The organism is Pseudomonas sp. 1176_21 (genome assembly GCF_052850635.1).
The window spans coordinates 1-16604 of record NZ_VXCV01000009.1 but is presented as its reverse complement, the minus strand read 5'-3'; the positions used below and the strand labels follow the sequence as shown (position 1 = coordinate 16604).

At 63.6% G+C, this 16604-nt stretch carries 14 protein-coding genes, 3 tRNA genes and 1 pseudogene; 13 read left to right on the top strand and 5 right to left on the bottom strand.

Annotation, left to right across the window (positions count from 1 at the left end; translation table 11 throughout):
* The first annotated feature begins 11 nt into the window (after positions 1 to 11).
* The 10 genes from accD to FW760_RS19520 all read left to right on the top strand — a co-directional run bounded on the left by accD (position 12) and on the right by FW760_RS19520 (position 7650).
* Complete coding sequence (gene accD, locus FW760_RS19565; RefSeq protein ID WP_043862846.1) at positions 12 to 932, top strand: acetyl-CoA carboxylase, carboxyltransferase subunit beta; 921 nt, start codon at positions 12 to 14, stop codon at positions 930 to 932.
* Positions 929 to 2236, top strand: a complete 1308-nt coding sequence (folC, locus tag FW760_RS19560; protein WP_116055098.1) for a bifunctional tetrahydrofolate synthase/dihydrofolate synthase — start codon at positions 929 to 931, stop codon at positions 2234 to 2236. The genes accD and folC overlap by 4 nt, the downstream gene beginning before the upstream one ends.
* A complete protein-coding gene (locus FW760_RS19555; RefSeq protein ID WP_043862844.1) occupies positions 2220 to 2864 on the top strand; it encodes an SPOR domain-containing protein in 645 nt (214 codons plus the stop codon). Before folC ends, FW760_RS19555 begins: the two co-directional genes overlap by 17 nt.
* Positions 2865 to 2966: 102 nt before the next feature.
* Positions 2967 to 3521 carry a CvpA family protein gene (locus FW760_RS19550; RefSeq protein ID WP_043862843.1) on the top strand — a complete coding sequence of 185 codons (555 nt, stop codon included), beginning with the start codon at positions 2967 to 2969 and terminating at the stop codon, positions 3519 to 3521.
* A gap of 41 nt (positions 3522 to 3562) precedes the next feature.
* Positions 3563 to 5068, top strand: coding sequence for an amidophosphoribosyltransferase (purF, locus tag FW760_RS19545; protein WP_043862842.1), 1506 nt, complete (start codon positions 3563 to 3565; stop codon positions 5066 to 5068).
* Positions 5069 to 5084: 16 nt separating this feature from the next.
* Entirely contained in the window at positions 5085 to 6296 is a 1212-nt protein-coding gene (locus FW760_RS19540) for an O-succinylhomoserine sulfhydrylase (protein ID WP_043862841.1), read from the top strand.
* Between the two features lie 11 nt (positions 6297 to 6307).
* Positions 6308 to 7066 carry an SDR family oxidoreductase gene (locus FW760_RS19535; RefSeq protein WP_178083081.1) on the top strand — a complete coding sequence of 253 codons (759 nt, stop codon included), beginning with the start codon at positions 6308 to 6310 and terminating at the stop codon, positions 7064 to 7066.
* 181 nt (positions 7067 to 7247) lie between these two features.
* Positions 7248 to 7323 (top strand) — tRNA-Val (locus FW760_RS19530).
* Between the two features lie 77 nt (positions 7324 to 7400).
* Positions 7401 to 7477: transfer RNA gene (locus tag FW760_RS19525), tRNA-Asp, on the top strand.
* 96 nt (positions 7478 to 7573) lie between these two features.
* Positions 7574 to 7650: transfer RNA gene (locus FW760_RS19520), tRNA-Asp, on the top strand.
* A 158-nt stretch (positions 7651 to 7808) separates the two neighbouring features.
* Here FW760_RS19520 and FW760_RS19515 read toward each other — a convergent pair.
* Both FW760_RS19515 and FW760_RS19510 read right to left on the bottom strand, forming a co-directional pair.
* Positions 7809 to 8639 (bottom strand): methyl-accepting chemotaxis protein, encoded by an 831-nt coding sequence (locus tag FW760_RS19515; protein ID WP_370409650.1) that lies wholly within the window; start codon positions 8637 to 8639, stop codon positions 7809 to 7811.
* A gap of 27 nt (positions 8640 to 8666) precedes the next feature.
* Positions 8667 to 9626, bottom strand: a pseudogene (locus FW760_RS19510) (methyl-accepting chemotaxis protein); the annotation flags it as partial.
* 363 nt (positions 9627 to 9989) lie between these two features.
* On the opposite strand from FW760_RS19510, the gene FW760_RS19505 reads away from it, so the two are divergent.
* A complete protein-coding gene (locus tag FW760_RS19505; RefSeq protein WP_058541085.1) occupies positions 9990 to 10868 on the top strand; it encodes a DUF2242 domain-containing protein in 879 nt (292 codons plus the stop codon).
* A 287-nt stretch (positions 10869 to 11155) separates the two neighbouring features.
* Here the strand turns inward: FW760_RS19505 and FW760_RS19500 are convergent, their stop codons facing one another.
* Complete coding sequence (locus FW760_RS19500) at positions 11156 to 12196, bottom strand: AraC family transcriptional regulator (protein ID WP_058541086.1); 1041 nt, start codon at positions 12194 to 12196, stop codon at positions 11156 to 11158.
* 3 nt (positions 12197 to 12199) lie between these two features.
* Complete coding sequence (locus FW760_RS19495; RefSeq protein ID WP_116055092.1) at positions 12200 to 13321, bottom strand: carbon-nitrogen hydrolase family protein; 1122 nt, start codon at positions 13319 to 13321, stop codon at positions 12200 to 12202.
* Positions 13322 to 13509: 188 nt separating this feature from the next.
* Here FW760_RS19495 and FW760_RS19490 point away from each other — a divergent pair, with 188 nt between their 5' ends.
* Positions 13510 to 14646 (top strand): hypothetical protein, encoded by a 1137-nt coding sequence (locus FW760_RS19490; RefSeq protein ID WP_058541088.1) that lies wholly within the window; start codon positions 13510 to 13512, stop codon positions 14644 to 14646.
* Between the two features lie 17 nt (positions 14647 to 14663).
* On the top strand, positions 14664 to 15716 hold the full coding sequence (locus FW760_RS19485; RefSeq protein WP_116055089.1) for a hypothetical protein: 1053 nt from the start codon (positions 14664 to 14666) through the stop codon (positions 15714 to 15716).
* Between the two features lie 25 nt (positions 15717 to 15741).
* Here FW760_RS19485 and FW760_RS19480 read toward each other — a convergent pair whose 3' ends face one another.
* Positions 15742 to 16122 (bottom strand): RidA family protein, encoded by a 381-nt coding sequence (locus FW760_RS19480; RefSeq protein ID WP_043862834.1) that lies wholly within the window; start codon positions 16120 to 16122, stop codon positions 15742 to 15744.
* Between the last annotated feature and the right edge of the window lie 482 nt (positions 16123 to 16604).

The window sequence follows — 16604 nt, the reverse complement described above, 5'->3', positions numbered from 1 at the left end:
AGAAAGAAAGCATGAGCAACTGGTTGGTAGACAAACTGATCCCTTCGATCATGCGTTCCGAGGTGAAGAAGAGCTCGGTACCCGAAGGGCTGTGGCACAAATGCCCGTCCTGCGAGGCCGTGCTGTATCGTCCGGAGCTGGAAAAGACCCTGGATGTGTGCCCCAAGTGCAATCACCACATGCGCATCGGCGCACGTGCACGCATCGACATCTTCCTCGACGCCGAAGGCCGCAATGAGCTGGGTGCCGACCTGGAGCCGGTCGACCGCCTGAAGTTCCGCGACGGCAAGAAGTACAAGGACCGCCTGGTTGCTGCGCAGAAGCAGACCGGCGAAAAGGACGCCCTGGTTTCCATGAGCGGTACCCTGCTGGGCATGCCGGTGGTGGTCAGTGCGTTCGAGTTCTCCTTCATGGGCGGTTCGATGGGTGCCATCGTCGGCGAGCGTTTCGTGCGTGCCGCCAACTATGCCCTGGAAAACCGTTGTCCGATGGTCTGCTTCTCGGCCTCGGGCGGCGCGCGCATGCAGGAAGCGCTGATCTCGCTGATGCAGATGGCCAAGACCTCCGCCGTGCTGGCGCGCCTGCGCGAAGAAGGCATCCCGTTCATCTCGGTTCTCACCGACCCTGTTTACGGCGGCGTTTCGGCCAGCCTGGCAATGCTCGGCGACGTGATCGTAGGCGAGCCCAAGGCGCTGATCGGCTTTGCCGGCCCTCGGGTTATCGAACAGACCGTGCGCGAAAAACTGCCTGAAGGCTTCCAGCGCAGCGAGTTCCTGCTGGAGCACGGTGCCATCGACATGATCATCGCTCGATCCGAACTGCGCCCGCGCCTGGGCAATCTGCTGGCACAGATGATGGGCCTGCCGACGCCGAAGTTCGTCGCCCCCGTGATCGAGCCGATCGTGGTACCACCGGTGCCTGCCAACGTATGACCCAGCGCACCCTGGGCGAGTGGCTCGCCTACCTCGAGCAGTTGCACCCGTCGACAATCGACATGGGCCTGGAGCGTTCGCGGCAGGTCGCAACGCGCCTCGGGCTGGGCCAGCCCGCGCCTCGGGTGATTACCGTTACCGGCACCAATGGCAAGGGCTCTACCTGTGCCTTCGTGGCCAGCCTGCTGCAGGCCCAGGGCCTGAAGGTCGGGGTCTACAGCTCGCCGCACCTGCTGCGCTACAACGAGCGGGTGCAGATCGACGGCCAGCAGGCCAGCGATGCGCAGCTGTGCCAGGCATTCGCCGCCGTCGAAGCGGCGCGTGGCGAGACCTCCCTGACCTACTTCGAGGCCGGTACCCTGGCGGCGTTCTGGCTGTTCCAGCAGTCGGCGCTGGACGCCGTGGTGCTTGAAGTGGGCCTGGGCGGGCGGCTCGATACCGTCAACCTGGTGGACGCTGACCTTGCCGTGGTCACCAGTATCGGTGTCGACCATTGCGATTTCCTTGGCGATACCCGTGAGTCGGTGGCCTTCGAGAAGGCCGGGATTTTCCGTGCCGACAAGCCGGCGCTGTGTGGCGACCTCGACCCGCCGCAGCCGTTGCTGGACAAGGCACGCGAACTAGGCTGCCGGTTCCTGCTGCGCGGACGCGACTTCGACCTGTCCAGCACCGACCAGTACTGGCAGTGGCGGGGCGTGGATGCGCACGGCATTGCCGTCGAGCTGCACGACCTGCCGTTGCTCGATCTGCCCATGGAAAACGCGGCGCTGGCGCTGCAGACCTACCTGCTGACCGGCCTGCCCTGGAATGCCGCGCAGATCGCCCAGGCACTGCGCGACACTCGTATCGTCGGGCGTCTCGACCGTCGCCAGTTCATCTGGCAGGGCAAGCACCTGAGCATTCTGCTCGACGTCGGCCATAATCCACATGCGGCCCAGTACCTCGCTCAGCGCCTGGCTTCGCGCCCGGTGGCCGGCAGGCGCCTGGCGGTATTCGGCCTGCTGGCCGACAAGGACCTGGCCGGGGTGATCGAACCGCTGCGTGCGCAAGTGGCCCACTGGGCGGTTGCGCCTCTGGACACCGCCCGCAGCCGGCCTGCAAGCGAGTTGCAGGCCGCGTTGCAGAACCTTGGCGCCGACGTGAAGTCGTATGCAAGCGTCGCCGACGCCCTTGACGGGCAGTGCGCGCAAGCGACGGCAGGCGACCAGATCCTGCTGTTCGGATCATTTTTCTGTGTCGGCGAGGCCCTGCAGTGGCTGAGCCGGCAGACCATGGAGGACGGGGCAAATGGCGTTGCTGGATAAAGTCGTCAAGCAGCGGATGGTGGGCGCGCTGGTGCTGGTGGCACTGGCGGTGATCTTCCTGCCGATGCTGTTCACCCGTGAGGACGAGCTGCGCCAGGTGCATGTCGAGGCGCCCGCCGCCCCGGCTGTGCCGGCCTTGCCGCAGGTGCAGGTGGAGCCGGTGGAGGTGCCCGAGCCGCAGGTGATCCAGGATGAGGCGCTCACCGCCCAGGAACCCAGCGCACCGAGCACGCCCATTGCCCCGGCACCGGTGGTGACTGCACCCACCCCAGCGCCCGCCGCGCCGGTGACGGAGGCCAAGCCGGCCACGCCTGCGCCGGTCAGCAAGCCTGCGGCGGCCCCGGCCAAGCCGGTTGCCAGTGCACCTGCCAAGGTCGATGGCAATGGCCTGCCGGTGAGCTGGTCGGTGCAACTGGCCAGCCTGTCCAACCGCGCCAATGCCGAGAACCTGCAGAAAACCCTGCGTAGCCAGGGCTACAACGCCTATATTCGCTCGGCCGAAGGTACCAACCGGGTGTTCGTCGGGCCGCTGATCGAGCGTGCCGAAGCCGAGCGCCTGCGCGATGTGATCAACCGCCAGCAGAACCTCAAGGGTTTTGTGGTGCGCTTCCAGCCCGAACGTAGCTGACCCCCCCCCGCCGTCCGGCCGCCGCCGGACGGCAAATCACCGCTTACCGATAGCCCACCGCTCTGGTAAAATGCGCCGCCTTATCCGTTTGCAGGCAGCACTGTGGCATTTACCTGGGTCGACTGGGCGATTCTCGCGATCATCGCCGTTTCTTCGCTGATCAGTCTCAAGCGCGGTTTCGTCAAGGAAGCCTTGTCGCTGCTTACCTGGATCATCGCCGGTGCAGTCGCCTGGATGTTCGGTGGCGGTATCTCGCAGTACCTTGAAGGCTACATCCAGACGCCATCGGCGCGGGTGATAGCCGGATGTGCCATTCTTTTCGTCGCCACCTTGCTGGTGGGGGCAATGATCAATTTTCTGATCGGCGAGCTGATTCGCGTCACCGGGTTGTCCGGGACCGATCGTTTCCTGGGCATGGCGTTCGGCGCCGCTCGCGGGGCCCTGCTCGTCGTGGTGGCGGTCGGGCTGCTGAGCCTGGGGCCGGTACAACAGGACCCGTGGTGGCAGGAGTCTCGCCTGCTGCCACAATTTCTATTGGTGGCTGACTGGTCGAAAAACCTCATTCTGGGGCTGACCAGCCAGTGGCTAGCCAGCGGAATCAGCGCACCGGCTGATCTCCCGTTTCAAGAACAGTTGCTTGGGCCCAAAGCGCCCTGAGTGCTGATCCGTCAAGTTTCATAATGTAGGGGTTGCGTCGCATGTGTGGCATCGTCGGTATCGTCGGTAAGTCGAACGTCAATCAGGCGCTGTATGACGCGCTAACCGTGCTCCAGCACCGCGGCCAGGATGCTGCCGGTATCGTTACAAGCCATGATGGCCGACTATTCCTGCGCAAGGACAACGGCCTGGTACGTGACGTGTTCCAGCAGCGTCACATGCAGCGTCTGGTGGGCCACATGGGCATCGGTCATGTGCGCTACCCGACCGCGGGCAGCTCGACCTCGGCCGAGGCCCAGCCGTTCTACGTCAACTCGCCGTATGGCATCACCCTGGCGCACAACGGCAACCTGACCAATGTGGAGCAACTGGCCAAGGAGATCTACGAGTCCGACCTGCGCCACGTCAACACCAACTCCGACTCCGAAGTGCTGCTCAACGTATTCGCCCATGAGCTGGCGGTGCGCGGCAAGCTGCAACCGACCGAGGAAGACGTGTTCGCCGCCGTGACCGACGTGCACAACCGTTGCGTGGGTGGCTACGCGGTGGTGGCGATGATCACCGGCTACGGCATCGTCGGCTTCCGCGATCCGAACGGCATCCGCCCGATCGTGTTCGGCCAGCGTCACACCGACGAAGGCGTCGAATACATGATCGCCTCCGAAAGCGTCTCGCTGGACGTGCTCGGCTTCACCCTGATCCGCGACCTGGCGCCGGGCGAAGCGGTGTACATCACCGAAGAAGGCAAGCTGCACACCCGCCAGTGCGCCATCGCGCCCAAGCTTTCCCCCTGCATCTTCGAGCACGTTTACCTGGCCCGCCCGGACTCGATCATCGACGGTGTGTCGGTGTACAAGGCGCGCCTGCGCATGGGCGAGAAGCTTGCCGAGAAGATCCTGCGCGAGCGTCCCGAGCACGACATCGACGTGGTCATCCCGATTCCCGATACCAGCCGTACTGCGGCGCTGGAACTGGCCAACCACCTGGGCGTGAAGTTCCGTGAAGGCTTCGTCAAGAACCGCTACATCGGCCGTACCTTCATCATGCCCGGCCAGGCCGCGCGCAAGAAGTCGGTACGCCAGAAGCTCAATGCCATCGAGCTGGAGTTCCGCGGCAAGAACGTGATGCTGGTCGACGACTCGATCGTGCGCGGCACCACCTGCAAGCAGATCATCCAGATGGCCCGCGAAGCCGGCGCGAAGAACGTCTACTTCTGCTCCGCCGCGCCAGCGGTGCGTTTCCCCAACGTCTACGGCATCGACATGCCGAGCGCTCATGAACTGATCGCGCACAACCGCAGCACCCAGGACGTGGCCGAACTGATCGGCGCCGACTGGCTGGTCTACCAGGACCTGCCGGACCTGATCGAGGCTGTAGGTGGTGGCAAGATCAAGATCGAGCATTTCGATTGCGCGGTGTTCGATGGCCAGTACGTGACTGGCGACATCGACGCCGCCTACCTGGACAAGATCGAGCAGGCGCGCAACGACGCCTCCAAGGTCAAGAACCAGGCGGTCAGCGCGATCATCGACCTTTACAACAACTGACAAGGGGAGCAACGGCATGACACAGCAATGGGATGCCGGGCGCCTGGACAGCGACCTCGACGGGGTCGCTTTCGATACGCTGGCGGTACGCGCCGGCCAGCATCGCACGCCGGAAGGTGAGCACAGCGACCCGCTGTTCTTCACCTCCAGCTACGTGTTCCGTACGGCGGCCGATGCCGCTGCGCGGTTCGCCGGCGAGGTTCCAGGCAACGTCTATTCGCGCTACACCAACCCGACCGTAAGGGCCTTCGAGGAGCGCATCGCCGCCCTGGAAGGCGCCGAGCAGGCGGTCGCCACCTCCACAGGCATGTCCGCGATCCTGTCGCTGGTGATGGCCTTGTGCAGCGCTGGCGACCATGTGCTGGTCTCGCAGAGCGTGTTCGGTTCGACCATCAGCCTGTTCGAGAAGTACTTCAAGCGCTTCGGCGTGCAGGTCGACTACGTGCCGCTGGCCAACCTGGCTGGCTGGGAGCAGGCGATCAAGCCCAATACCAGGCTGCTGTTCGTCGAGTCGCCGTCCAATCCGCTGGCCGAGCTGGTGGACATCGGCGCGCTGGCCGAGATCGCCCATGCCCGGGGCGCGCTGCTGGTGGTGGACAACTGCTTCAGCACTCCGGCCCTGCAACAGCCATTGAAGCTGGGCGCGGACATCGTCATGCATTCGGCGACCAAGTTCATCGACGGCCAGGGCCGCTGCATGGGCGGCGTGGTCGCCGGACGCAACGAGCACATGAAGGAAGTGGTGGGCTTTCTGCGTACTGCTGGGCCGACGCTGAGCCCGTTCAACGCCTGGGTGTTCCTCAAGGGCCTGGAAACGCTGAACCTGCGCATGCGCGCCCACTGCGCCAATGCCCAGGCCCTGGCCGAGTGGCTGGAGCAGCAGGACGGTGTCGAGAAGGTGCATTACGCGGGCCTGCCAAGCCACCCGCAGCACGAGCTGGCCAAGCGCCAGATGCGCGGCTTCGGTGCGGTGGTGAGCTTCGAGGTCAAGGGTGGCAAGGAGGGCGCATGGCGCTTCATCGACGCCACGCGGCTGATTTCAATCACCGCCAACCTGGGTGACAGCAAGACCACCATCACCCACCCGGCCACCACCTCCCACGGCCGTCTGGCACCGCAGGAGCGTGAGGCTGCCGGGATTCGCGACAGCCTGATCAGGGTTGCCGTGGGCCTGGAAGACGTGGGCGACCTGCAGGCCGACCTGGCGCGCGGTCTGGCGGCGCTGTGATCGACTGGTCGGTGAGCGAGAGCAGCCACAACGGGCGTGTGGCGCTGGTAACCGGCGCTGCACGCGGGATCGGCCTGGGCATCGCGGCCTGGCTGATCAGCGAGGGCTGGCAAGTGGTGCTCACCGACCTGGATCGGGCCCGTGGCGCGAAGGTGGCCAAGGTGCTCGGTGACAACGCCTGGTTTGTCGGCATGGACGTGGCCGACGAGGCCCAGGTGACGGTGGGCGTGGCCGAGGTGCTGGGGCAGTTCGGGCGCCTGGATGCGCTGGTGTGCAACGCGGCGATTGCCGACCCGCACAATACCACCCTCGAAAGCCTCAGCCTGAACCACTGGAACCGCGTGCTGGCGGTCAACCTGGGTGGCCCGATGCTGCTGGCCAAGCACTGTGCGCCTTACCTGCGCGCGCATTGCGGCGCCATCGTCAACCTGGTGTCCACCCGTGCGGCACAGTCCGAACCCGATACCGAGGCCTATGCTGCGAGCAAGGGCGGGCTGCTGGCCCTGACCCACGCACTGGCCATGAGCCTGGGCCCGGAGATCCGCGTCAACGCTGTCAGCCCTGGCTGGATCGATACGCGGGACCCTTCGCTGCGCCGTGCCGAGCCCTTGAGCGAGGCCGACCATGCGCAGCACCCGGCGGGCAGGGTAGGAACCGTGGAAGATGTGGCGGCGATGGTGGCATGGCTGTTGTCGCGCAACGCGGGTTTTGTCACCGGCCAGGAGTTCGTGGTGGACGGTGGCATGACCAAGAAGATGATTTACACGTAAGCGGCGGGCTTCACGCGGCACGTTGCAAGAACCTGTGCAATCGGCTTTTGATTCTGCTTTTACTTGCAGCTTGTTGCTTGAAGCCTGCAGCTGTTTTTTTACGAAAGTGAAAAAAACTTCAACACTGGTATTGACTTAGGTTCGATACCTGCGTAAATTTCACCACCTCAGCGAAGCACACGGGTGATTAGCTCAGCCGGGAGAGCATCTGCCTTACAAGCAGAGGGTCGGCGGTTCGATCCCGTCATCACCCACCACTTCCTGAGATGTTCCTGGCCCGACACTTTCGAAAGACGGTGTTACCAGAGAGGAACAGGACGCAAGTCCACTATGCGCAGCGGTAGTTCAGTCGGTTAGAATACCGGCCTGTCACGCCGGGGGTCGCGGGTTCGAGTCCCGTCCGCTGCGCCACTTTTCTCCAGATCGGTTCAACAACCGGTTTGAGGTCCGAAGCCAAGGCTTCAGGCCAGATCCCAGTTTCAAACAGGTGAAAAGCCTGTGCGATACGCAGCGGTAGTTCAGTCGGTTAGAATACCGGCCTGTCACGCCGGGGGTCGCGGGTTCGAGTCCCGTCCGCTGCGCCATATCCGCCTCGAGGCCCTTGAACTCCTCGAAGCAACAAAAAAAGCGACCTTAGGGTCGCTTTTTTTGTGCCTGCAGAAAAGCCTGGCCGCCAAGGCTGGCACCTGCTGGCGACGTACTGCCTGCAGGTGCCGGCCTTGCTGGCGAAAGAATATGCCCCTCAGACCTTGAAGCGCGAAAGCAGCCCTTGCAGCTCAGTGCCCAGGCGCGCCAGCTCTGCCGCCGAGGTGGCAGTGTGCGCCGAGGCGGTGGACGTCTGTTCGGCCACATCACGCACACTGATCACGCTGCGACCGATCTCTTCGGCTACCGCGCTCTGCTGTTCGGCGGCGGTCGCGATCTGCACGTTCATGGCCTGGATGTGCGTGACCGTGTGTGTGATGGCCTGCAGCTCCACGCCTGCCTCATTGGCCAGCCCGACTGTCGTACCGACCATGCCCTGGCTGGTGTGCATGCGTTCTGCAGCCCTCTGCGCACCCTGCTGCAATGACCCGATCAATGTCTCGATCTCTGCGGTGGACTGCTGGGTGCGTTGGGCCAGCCCGCGCACCTCATCGGCCACCACGGCGAAGCCACGCCCGGCCTCGCCGGCACGTGCCGCCTCAATGGCGGCGTTGAGCGCCAGCAGGTTGGTCTGCTCGGCGATGGCATTGATCACCGTCATCACACTGCCGATGCGTTCGCTCTCTTCGGACAACCTGCCGACGGCGTCGGCGGAGGTGCCGATGTCGTCGGCCAACTGGTCGATCTGGGTCAGTGCGCGCTGTACCACCAGATTGCCCTGGCTGGCCTGGCTGTTGGCCTGGCGGGTGGCGGTACTGGCCTGCTCGGCATTGCGCGCCACTTCCTGCACCGTGGCTACCATTTCGCTCATGGCCGTGGCGACCTGGTCGGTCTCCAGTTTCTGGCTGTCGACGCCGGCACGGGTCTGTTCGGTGATGGCCGAGAGCTGCTCGGCCGCCGCTGACAACTGAGCGGTAACGGTGCCCACCTGGCCCAGCACACCGCGCAGGTTGTCGCCGCTTTGGGAGAGGGCTTGGAGCAACTGGCCAAACTCGTCACGGCGCAGCTCGCTGCTGTTATCCCTCAGGTCGCCGGCACCGATACGACGCGCGATCACTACGGCCTGCTGCAACGGCTGGGTGATCTGGCGGATGATCACCCAGCCGATCGCACCGCCCAGCAGCATGGCGCCAACCAGCAGCCCGAGCATCAATGCACGGCTGTGGCTGGATTCGTCGACGCTGAGCTGATTCTGGCGTGCGATCAGCGTATTGATCGCTTCCAGGCTGGTTTCGATATTGCTCACCAGCACCGTACGGCTGCGGGCCTGCTGCTCGACATCGCGGGCAAAGCGCTCGGCCAGTTGCAGGTACTGGTCCAGGTCGGAGGGCAGTCTACCCAGTTGCGGGTGACCGCTGCCCAGGCGCTTCACGCTGTCATTGGCGCGTGTGTGGGCCTCACGCACCGTGTCCAGGCGTTTGGTGCTGCCCTCGCGCATCATGGCCAGGCTGTTCTGGCGCAGGTCGCTCAGGGCGTCGTTGAGGGTGGCAAGGTCGCGACGGACGTTGCCGGCGTCGTCCTGGTACAGCGCCTGGGTCAGTGTACGTACATCGTTCTGCAGGCTGCTGCCCAGGCGCTCGGAATCGGCCTGGATGCGGCCTATGTCCTGCTGGGCGGTTTGCAGCTGGCGAAACTGCTGCATGTAGCCCTGCATGTTTTCCAGCACGTGTTGCAACTGCTGCCTGGACACTGCGTCGTCCAGGCGCTGGAGGTTCTCCTCGATCAGCGCCACCAGGGTGCTGTAAGAGGTGTTCAATTGCGCCGCAAGGTTTTCATCGCCGTGGTGTTCATACGACAGGCGCGCGGCGCGAATGTCATTGGTGTGGTCGAGCACGTGATTGACCGACACCAGCCGATCGGCACGGGTGGTCAGGGTGTTGAGGCTGCGAATGCCGATCACGGCGAGGAGCGCCATCAGCAGCACGATACTCGCGAAACCGAGGGCCAGCTTCACTTTCACCGATATGTTTTTCACCTTGAATGCTCCTGGGTCGATGGTCAGTGGCTGACGTAGTGGCGTATTGCCATTTTCTGTCGCATGCCGGGCCAGTATCGATGGGCTCAAGGTGTAGCGGGGAGTCAGACATTTCCCGGTATGACGTGGGAAAGCTGGTTAAATAGTGAACGAAAAAAATCGCGACCAATGGTTCAGGACGGCTGTGTAGTGCATGCCAGCCGCTGTGCAGGTGAAATTTAGTGCCGGATCGCCCGGTTGCGGTTTCAGTCATCTGCGGATGTGATGCACAATAGGCGCCGACCGTTTTTCGCAGGATTTTCAATGTCAAAGTCAACCGTCTTCACTGCGCTCGGGCTGGCCCTTGTGCTGGCGGGCGTTGCCGGCTGTTCCTCGAAGAAAGCCGCCATCTACGAACACGAGAACTTCGACGACTCGGGCACCTTCTCGCGCAGCTTTCCGGTCAGCGAAGCAGGTACCTGCGAGGCTGCCCGGCGCGCGCTGCTCAGCCAGGGCTACATCATCACCACCAGCGAACCGGGCCAGGTCAATGGCAACAAGAGCTTCCAGCAGACGGGCGACTCGCACCTGCAGATCAGCTTCAACGTGGTCTGTGCCAACGACACCGGTTCCGGTCAGCGCTCGACCATGTTCGCCAATGCCCTGCAGGACCGTTATGCGCTGAAAAAATCCAACACTTCGGCCAGCCTCGGGGTGGGTGTGCTGGGGTCGGTGTCGATGCCGATCGGCTCGTCGGACGACTCCATGGTCAAAGTGGCCAGCGAAACGGTGACCTCGCCCAAGTTCTACGAGCGCTACTTTGCGTTGGTCGAGAGTTTCCTGCCCAAGCCGAGCAAGAAGGCCAAGGTCGAGCCCAAGGCCGAACCCGCCAAGCCGGCTCTCGACCTGGGAGTGCCCGAACCTGCGCCTGCTGCGCCAAGCGCTCCGGCCGTCGAGGCCGCGCCGGCGCAGGCTCCGGCCCCTGCGGCACCTGCCGAGGTCGCAGCGCCGGTGGTGGCGGTACCGGCAGCGCAAGCGCCGGCTGCACCGCTGGTCGACGACAGCAAGAGCTCGCAGCCTGTGGCGCCGCCCCAGGATGCGGCGCCGATCACGGTCGAACAGACTGCACCGCCCACCGAGCCTGCCGCCGCACCGGCGCAGCCTCCAGCGGCCCCGACGCCCGACGCGCCTGCGCCGCTGTGACGCATCGGATAAATCATCGATTGCCTGCTACGTTTATCTCAATGGGCTGAGCGCTTGTAATTTTCGCTGGCTTGCCAGCGAAGGGCGAGCCACCTTGCGCCAGCCTTTCACGTCACGGTCATTTTTTCTTCACCTGGGCACTTTAGGGTGAAGCACGACTCAATGACATGATCGAGAAAATCAAGGAGCAGGCAATGGACGACTATCAAGAAGAACTGCTGGAATACCGCGCATTCGAACTCGACCCGCCAGAGCCGGCCGAAGACGCTACCGAGCTCTGATCGGGCTCATGCGCCCCGCCGCTGGCTGCGGCGAAAGTCCCCCGGCGTCACGCCGTTCCAGCGCTTGAATGCGCGCTGGAAGGCCTCTGCCGACGCAAACCCCAGCAGGTAGGCTATTTCGCCAAAGGCCAGCTCCGTGTCGCGGATGTAGGTCACAGCCAGATCTCGGCGCGTGTCGTTCAGAATCGCCCGAAACTGCGTGCCTTCCTCGGCCAGCTTGCGCCGTAAGGTCCACGTGGGCAGTTGCAACTGCGCCGCCACTTCACCCAGGTCCGGTTCACGTCCGCCGTTGAGCAATGGCCCCAGCAGATGGGCGATACGCTCAGCCAGGCTGCGCATGCGCGTGCGCTCCGCCAGTTCCTGCTCGCATAGCTGCAACAGGTGCTGCCAGGTGCTGGGGCAATGGGCCGGGTTGCGCAGCGCCAGGCTGGCGCGGTCCAGGCGCAACTGATTATGTGTGGCCCCGAACTGCACCGGGCTGCTGCACAGGCTCTGGTAACGGTCGGCATAGGCGGGCGCGCAAAACTCGATCTCCATGCGCTCCGCCTGCATTGCCACCCCCACCAGCCCCGACAGTTGTGCCAGCCAGCCGGCCAGTACCGAGTCGACCACGAAGCGGTTGTAGTCGTTGTACGGGCTGATCGAATAGAAGCGCAGCCAGGCGCCCTGATTGTCCTCATGGAGGCTGGACTGGCCACGGTAGTTGGCGGCGTACAGCGGCTCGAAACGCACCAGCGTACGCGCGGCCTCGCCCAGGGTAGGGGCCTGGGCGGCGGCTACACCGGCCAGGCCGGCCTGGTTCAGGCGGCTCAGGCGGCCCATGTGCAAGCCCAGCGCCGGTTCGTTGCTGAGTGCAATGGCGGCATGCCCCAGGTGCATGTAGCGCGGAATCGACAGGCGCGCACCGGCTTCGGCCAGCCGTGCAGGCACAAGCCCGTAGCGTTGCAGAAGGGGGGCCGGATCATGCCCCAGTTGCTGCAGCGCCTGCGCAAGGCTCTGGATGAACCCCACCGACAGATCCCCCAGGCGTACCCGTGGTCGGTTCATCGGTTACAGCCAGAGGTTGAGCAGGCGCGCGCCGGGATGACTGCTGGCACTGACGTAGTGCCCGTCGCGGCTGGCGAAGCCCAGGCCGTCGCCGGCAATTTCCCAGAACTGGCCGCGCAGGAACACACTCAGCAGGGTGGTATCGGCGCTTTGGCCGTGGCCGATCAGGCGCTGCCAGGCCTGGCCTTCCTCGACCTGGCCGGCCTTGAGCGGCAGGCTCACGGCCATCGGCTGGTGGCGGTTGCCGCGCCAGGGGGCGGTCCAGCTGTCTCGGCCGCTGATGAAGGCGGGTACCGCGATCAGTTGTGCCGACTGCGCGGCCAGTTGCTGGTAGTTGGCCGGGTACCAGCTGTCGCTGCCCACCAATACGCCGAGGCGGCCTGCGGGTGTATCGAATACTTGCAGCGGATAGGCATCGCCGCTGCGGATGAAGCGGCGCACTTCACTGTCGGGGTATTGCTGGCGTTGCGGCTGGCCGATCACCTTGCCGTCGCTGGCGAATACCACGCCGTTGTTGTACAGCGCGCCGCTGCCACTGTGAAGGATGCCTTGCTCTGCATACGGCGTGGGCAGCACGATGGAACCGGCCACCAGGGTCACGCCGAACTCCCTGGCCAGGCCGCCGAACAGTTGCTGGTAGTCGGCTGCCATCTGCGTGGCCTTCATGCGCAGGTGCGCATCGGCGCGGCGGTCGTCGCCCTCGGCGTTCAACATCGCCAGCCCGTAGCGCAGCGGGTTGCTCAGCTCCAGCCATTGCCAGGCCTCCTGCAGGCGGGTGACCTGGTACAGCTCTTTCTTTTCGCCGCGGGCCCACAGCCAGGTGCCGATATGCTCGGGCAGCACCACGATCGTGCGCGGGCCGACAAGGCCCTGGGTGCGAGCGTGTTCAAGGTAGGCGGCGAGCTTGCGGTGCAGCAGGGCCAGGTTCTGGTAGTCGCCCGGATACAGCAGTGGCTCGATGCCCAGCAGATTGCCCTTGTCGGCGGGCACGCCCTGGTTCAGCGCCACTTCAACACGAAGGTCGGACAGGTAGTGGCCGGCCGGGCGTTGTTCGGTCCACAGGCCATAGCCCAGGAGCATGGCAGTCAGAACAAGCGCCAGGGCGCCAAGCAGAAGTTTTCGCATGGAATCAGATGTATGTCCGCAGTTGCGTCGAGGGTACTGGAAACAGGGGGTTGGTGAAACATATCCTGCTCGCACTGGGCCCTGAGCCGAAGCATAGGACAGCTGCAGGCGTCTTAAATACTGGCGCACTTGCTATTTGCCATGGCGGATCTATCGTCGTTGTTACAGCCTTCCAAAGGATTGGCATCATGACGATACGGCTGGTCAGACTGCTGGTCATGGGCGGGGCCGCGCTGCTCGCATCCTGTGCGCTGTTCAACCCTTATGTGCAGAGTATCGCGCCTGAAACAAAGACTGCCACTGGCTCGCAACTGGCCAGCAAGATCCGCATGGAGCTCCAGGGCAAGACCAACGGATTGGCCTACTGGCAGTCGGGATCGTCATTGGCGCTGGCAGGTGCGCTGGGTCTTGGGGGCTACAAGGCCGTCACTGCAGGCAACGGTCACCAGGTGGCAGCGCTTGCGGCTGGCAGTGCATCGCTCTATGGTTTTTCCGCTGCGCAGTACAAACCCACCAGAGAGCAGCTTTATCACCGTGGCGTGCAAGCGGTGATGTGTGTCGAGTCGATATACGAGCGGGCCAGCCTGGAGGAGGGTAACGAGCTGATAAGGCGCATCGCCCAGCTGAAGGCTGGCTCTGGAGCCGTGTCGATTACCAATGCCTACTCGTTGTATGGCGCGATTTCCAGGGCGAAGGCATTCGACAGGGTGTACAAGGAGAAACTGGTCGAAATCGTCGCGGCGCTCAATAACTACCTGGCTGCATTGCAGCCTGCCCCTGAGGTGACGTACCGGATCATCTCCGACGCGATCGGGTCACGGCCGGTTCCCCCGCCGGACGGCACGAAGAACGCGTGGTCAGCCGGCCTGGCGCCTATTTCCATCAATGGACGTTTCAATGCCCAGCAGCAGCTCCAGGCGGCCTTGCTGGCCGATGAGGCCAATGAATGGATTGCGCGCATCTACACCACTGCACCGGGCTTTGACAGTGATGCTCCCGGTTGCAACCCGTTTCAGGGGCAAGTGCCCTCGATCAAAGGTCTGCCATCCGGATCCACACTGGACATGGTGGCAGGCGGGCAGGAGCGCTTTCTGATCCTGAACTCCTCCGGCGACCTGCGCATCACCTACGCAACCCAGGACTCATCCGATCAGGGCGCTGCCGAAATCAGAGTGATTACTGAAAACAGAAGCTACTGGGTGGAGGTCAAGGCGCTCAGGCAGACCCAGAAACCGCTGAAGGCCTATCTGACGGATAGCCAGAAGGGCGAAGTCACCATCGACTTCTACATCAGTATCTCCGCCGCTCCTGCGGCTGGTCCTTGAGCTGGGGGGGATCGAGAATGTCTGGCGCAACGGTACTGTCCGGGCTTGCTGCGGGCTTTCTGCTCACCGCGTCAATGGCTTCAGGCGCCGAGGATTGCGGTACGCCTGGCACACTGACCAGCAGCAAGGGTGATTCCCGAGTGTTGGTGACGCGAGTGTTCAAGGATGGCTCGATCGCCGTGCGTGCGCGGCTGGCAGTGAATCCGGATGGTGGCAAGGGCGCCTACACCGTTGGCGATCATGGGTTCACCTATATCGCCAACGGCCTTTCGATCATGCGCAAAGGTGTCCGCTATCGATGCGACCTTGATTGCCGAAACGCTTTTCTGAAGGCGGAACTCAAAGGGTTTGCCGAGCACACGCCCGAGTTCTGCGTGTATGCCATGGAAGTCGAGCCCTTTGCGCCAGGGCAGGCCAGAACATCCTGCGGCAATGGGCGCTACCTCATCGGAAATGGCAAGGGCCGCCTGCGCAAGGGGCCGCTGCTTGACACCGTGAGCGGCGCCACGGTGCAGAGCTATGTTTCCACCACCTCATTGCGCCACAAGGTGGATGGCCAGGTGCAGCCTCTGGACTCCGAGACACTGCCCATAGCGGTGGCCGCCAAGGCGAGCATGCTGGGATCGATCGTCTGGGTCGCAGGCAAGGGCCTGCACGGCACGTTCGCGCTTGTGGGCGAAAGCGGGCCGGCTTTTGGCGAAGGCTCAATCGCGCTGCACCAGTTGTTGCACACCAATGCAATCACCGCACAGGTATCCGGCCCTATCCCTGTGGGGCAGCGCTGCAGCGCTGTCGAGTCAGGCCTGACGCCCCCTTTTCGGTCGTCCCCGGACAAACCAGGGGACGGCTGCCGGAGAGGGCGAGCAGCCAGCAGCGCCAGCGATATCCGTGCCTACAACGGTATCAGCGAGCCGGTCGATTTCGTCGTGCTTGGCCAGGCCGGATTCTCCCGCAAAGGCGGGTTGATCGAGCAGACGGTGACTCGGCAGTCGATCGATGAGGCGGCTGCACGAGCCGGCTATACCCAGCAGCGTATCCGTCAGATGCTGGCCTGCCTGCCGCGGTCCTGAGCCAGGCGACCGCCTACGGCTGGTCTCAGCCCTTGGCCGCCATGGCCGTCACTTCCACGCGCATGCCTTCGACCGCAAGGGCGGCCACGCCAACTGCGGCCCGCACTGGCCATGGCTTGGCGAAAAAGCGCTGGTACACCGCATTGAAGGCGGCGCGGTCGGCCATGTCGGTGAGGTAGATGGTCAGGTGCATGACCCTGTCCATCGAGCTGCCGGCGCGCTCCAGTGCCACCTTCAGGGCTTGCAGGGTGCATTCGCTCTGCAGGGTGATGTCGCCCAGTTCCAGGCTGCCGTCTGCCCGGGTCGGGATCTGGGTGGAGACCAGCACGCCGCCGAAACCGACAACGTCGGAGGAGATGGAGTCGGCATCGAGATCGGGAACGAAGGTGAGGTCGTGGTTGGCCATGGGCAGCTCTCGTTTGAGGGGGGGACAAGTTGGCCGACAGTTTACAGGGTCATGGCGCATGAGGTGCGATGGCGAGCGCATTCAGTCGTCAGTGAGTGGGTGCCTGTCGGCGACGATCGATCGGTCAGTCGACGCTCGTTTTGCCTCTTGAAATGCTCGCGGCCGATTTCCCCAACTGCGCAACTTCTTGCGCACTCAAATGTGGATAACCCTGTGCATACATTGCTGCAGGCTATACTCAACGTGGCCTGCAGCCAACTGCGCAACTTCTTGCACAGTACTGCGCAAGAAGTTGCGCACTTTTTCGGGTTTTCTCGCACAAAAGTGCTCAAAAAACGTACAGAAAAAACGCAAACTACTGATTAACAACAATTAAATTTCAGTTGGCACGGGTCTTGAACTGTCTCCTTGCAGTCGCACGGCATTTTTCGCCTGTTCGGCTTCACTTTTTGCAAGGAGCAAACCCCCATGGCAACACCTGC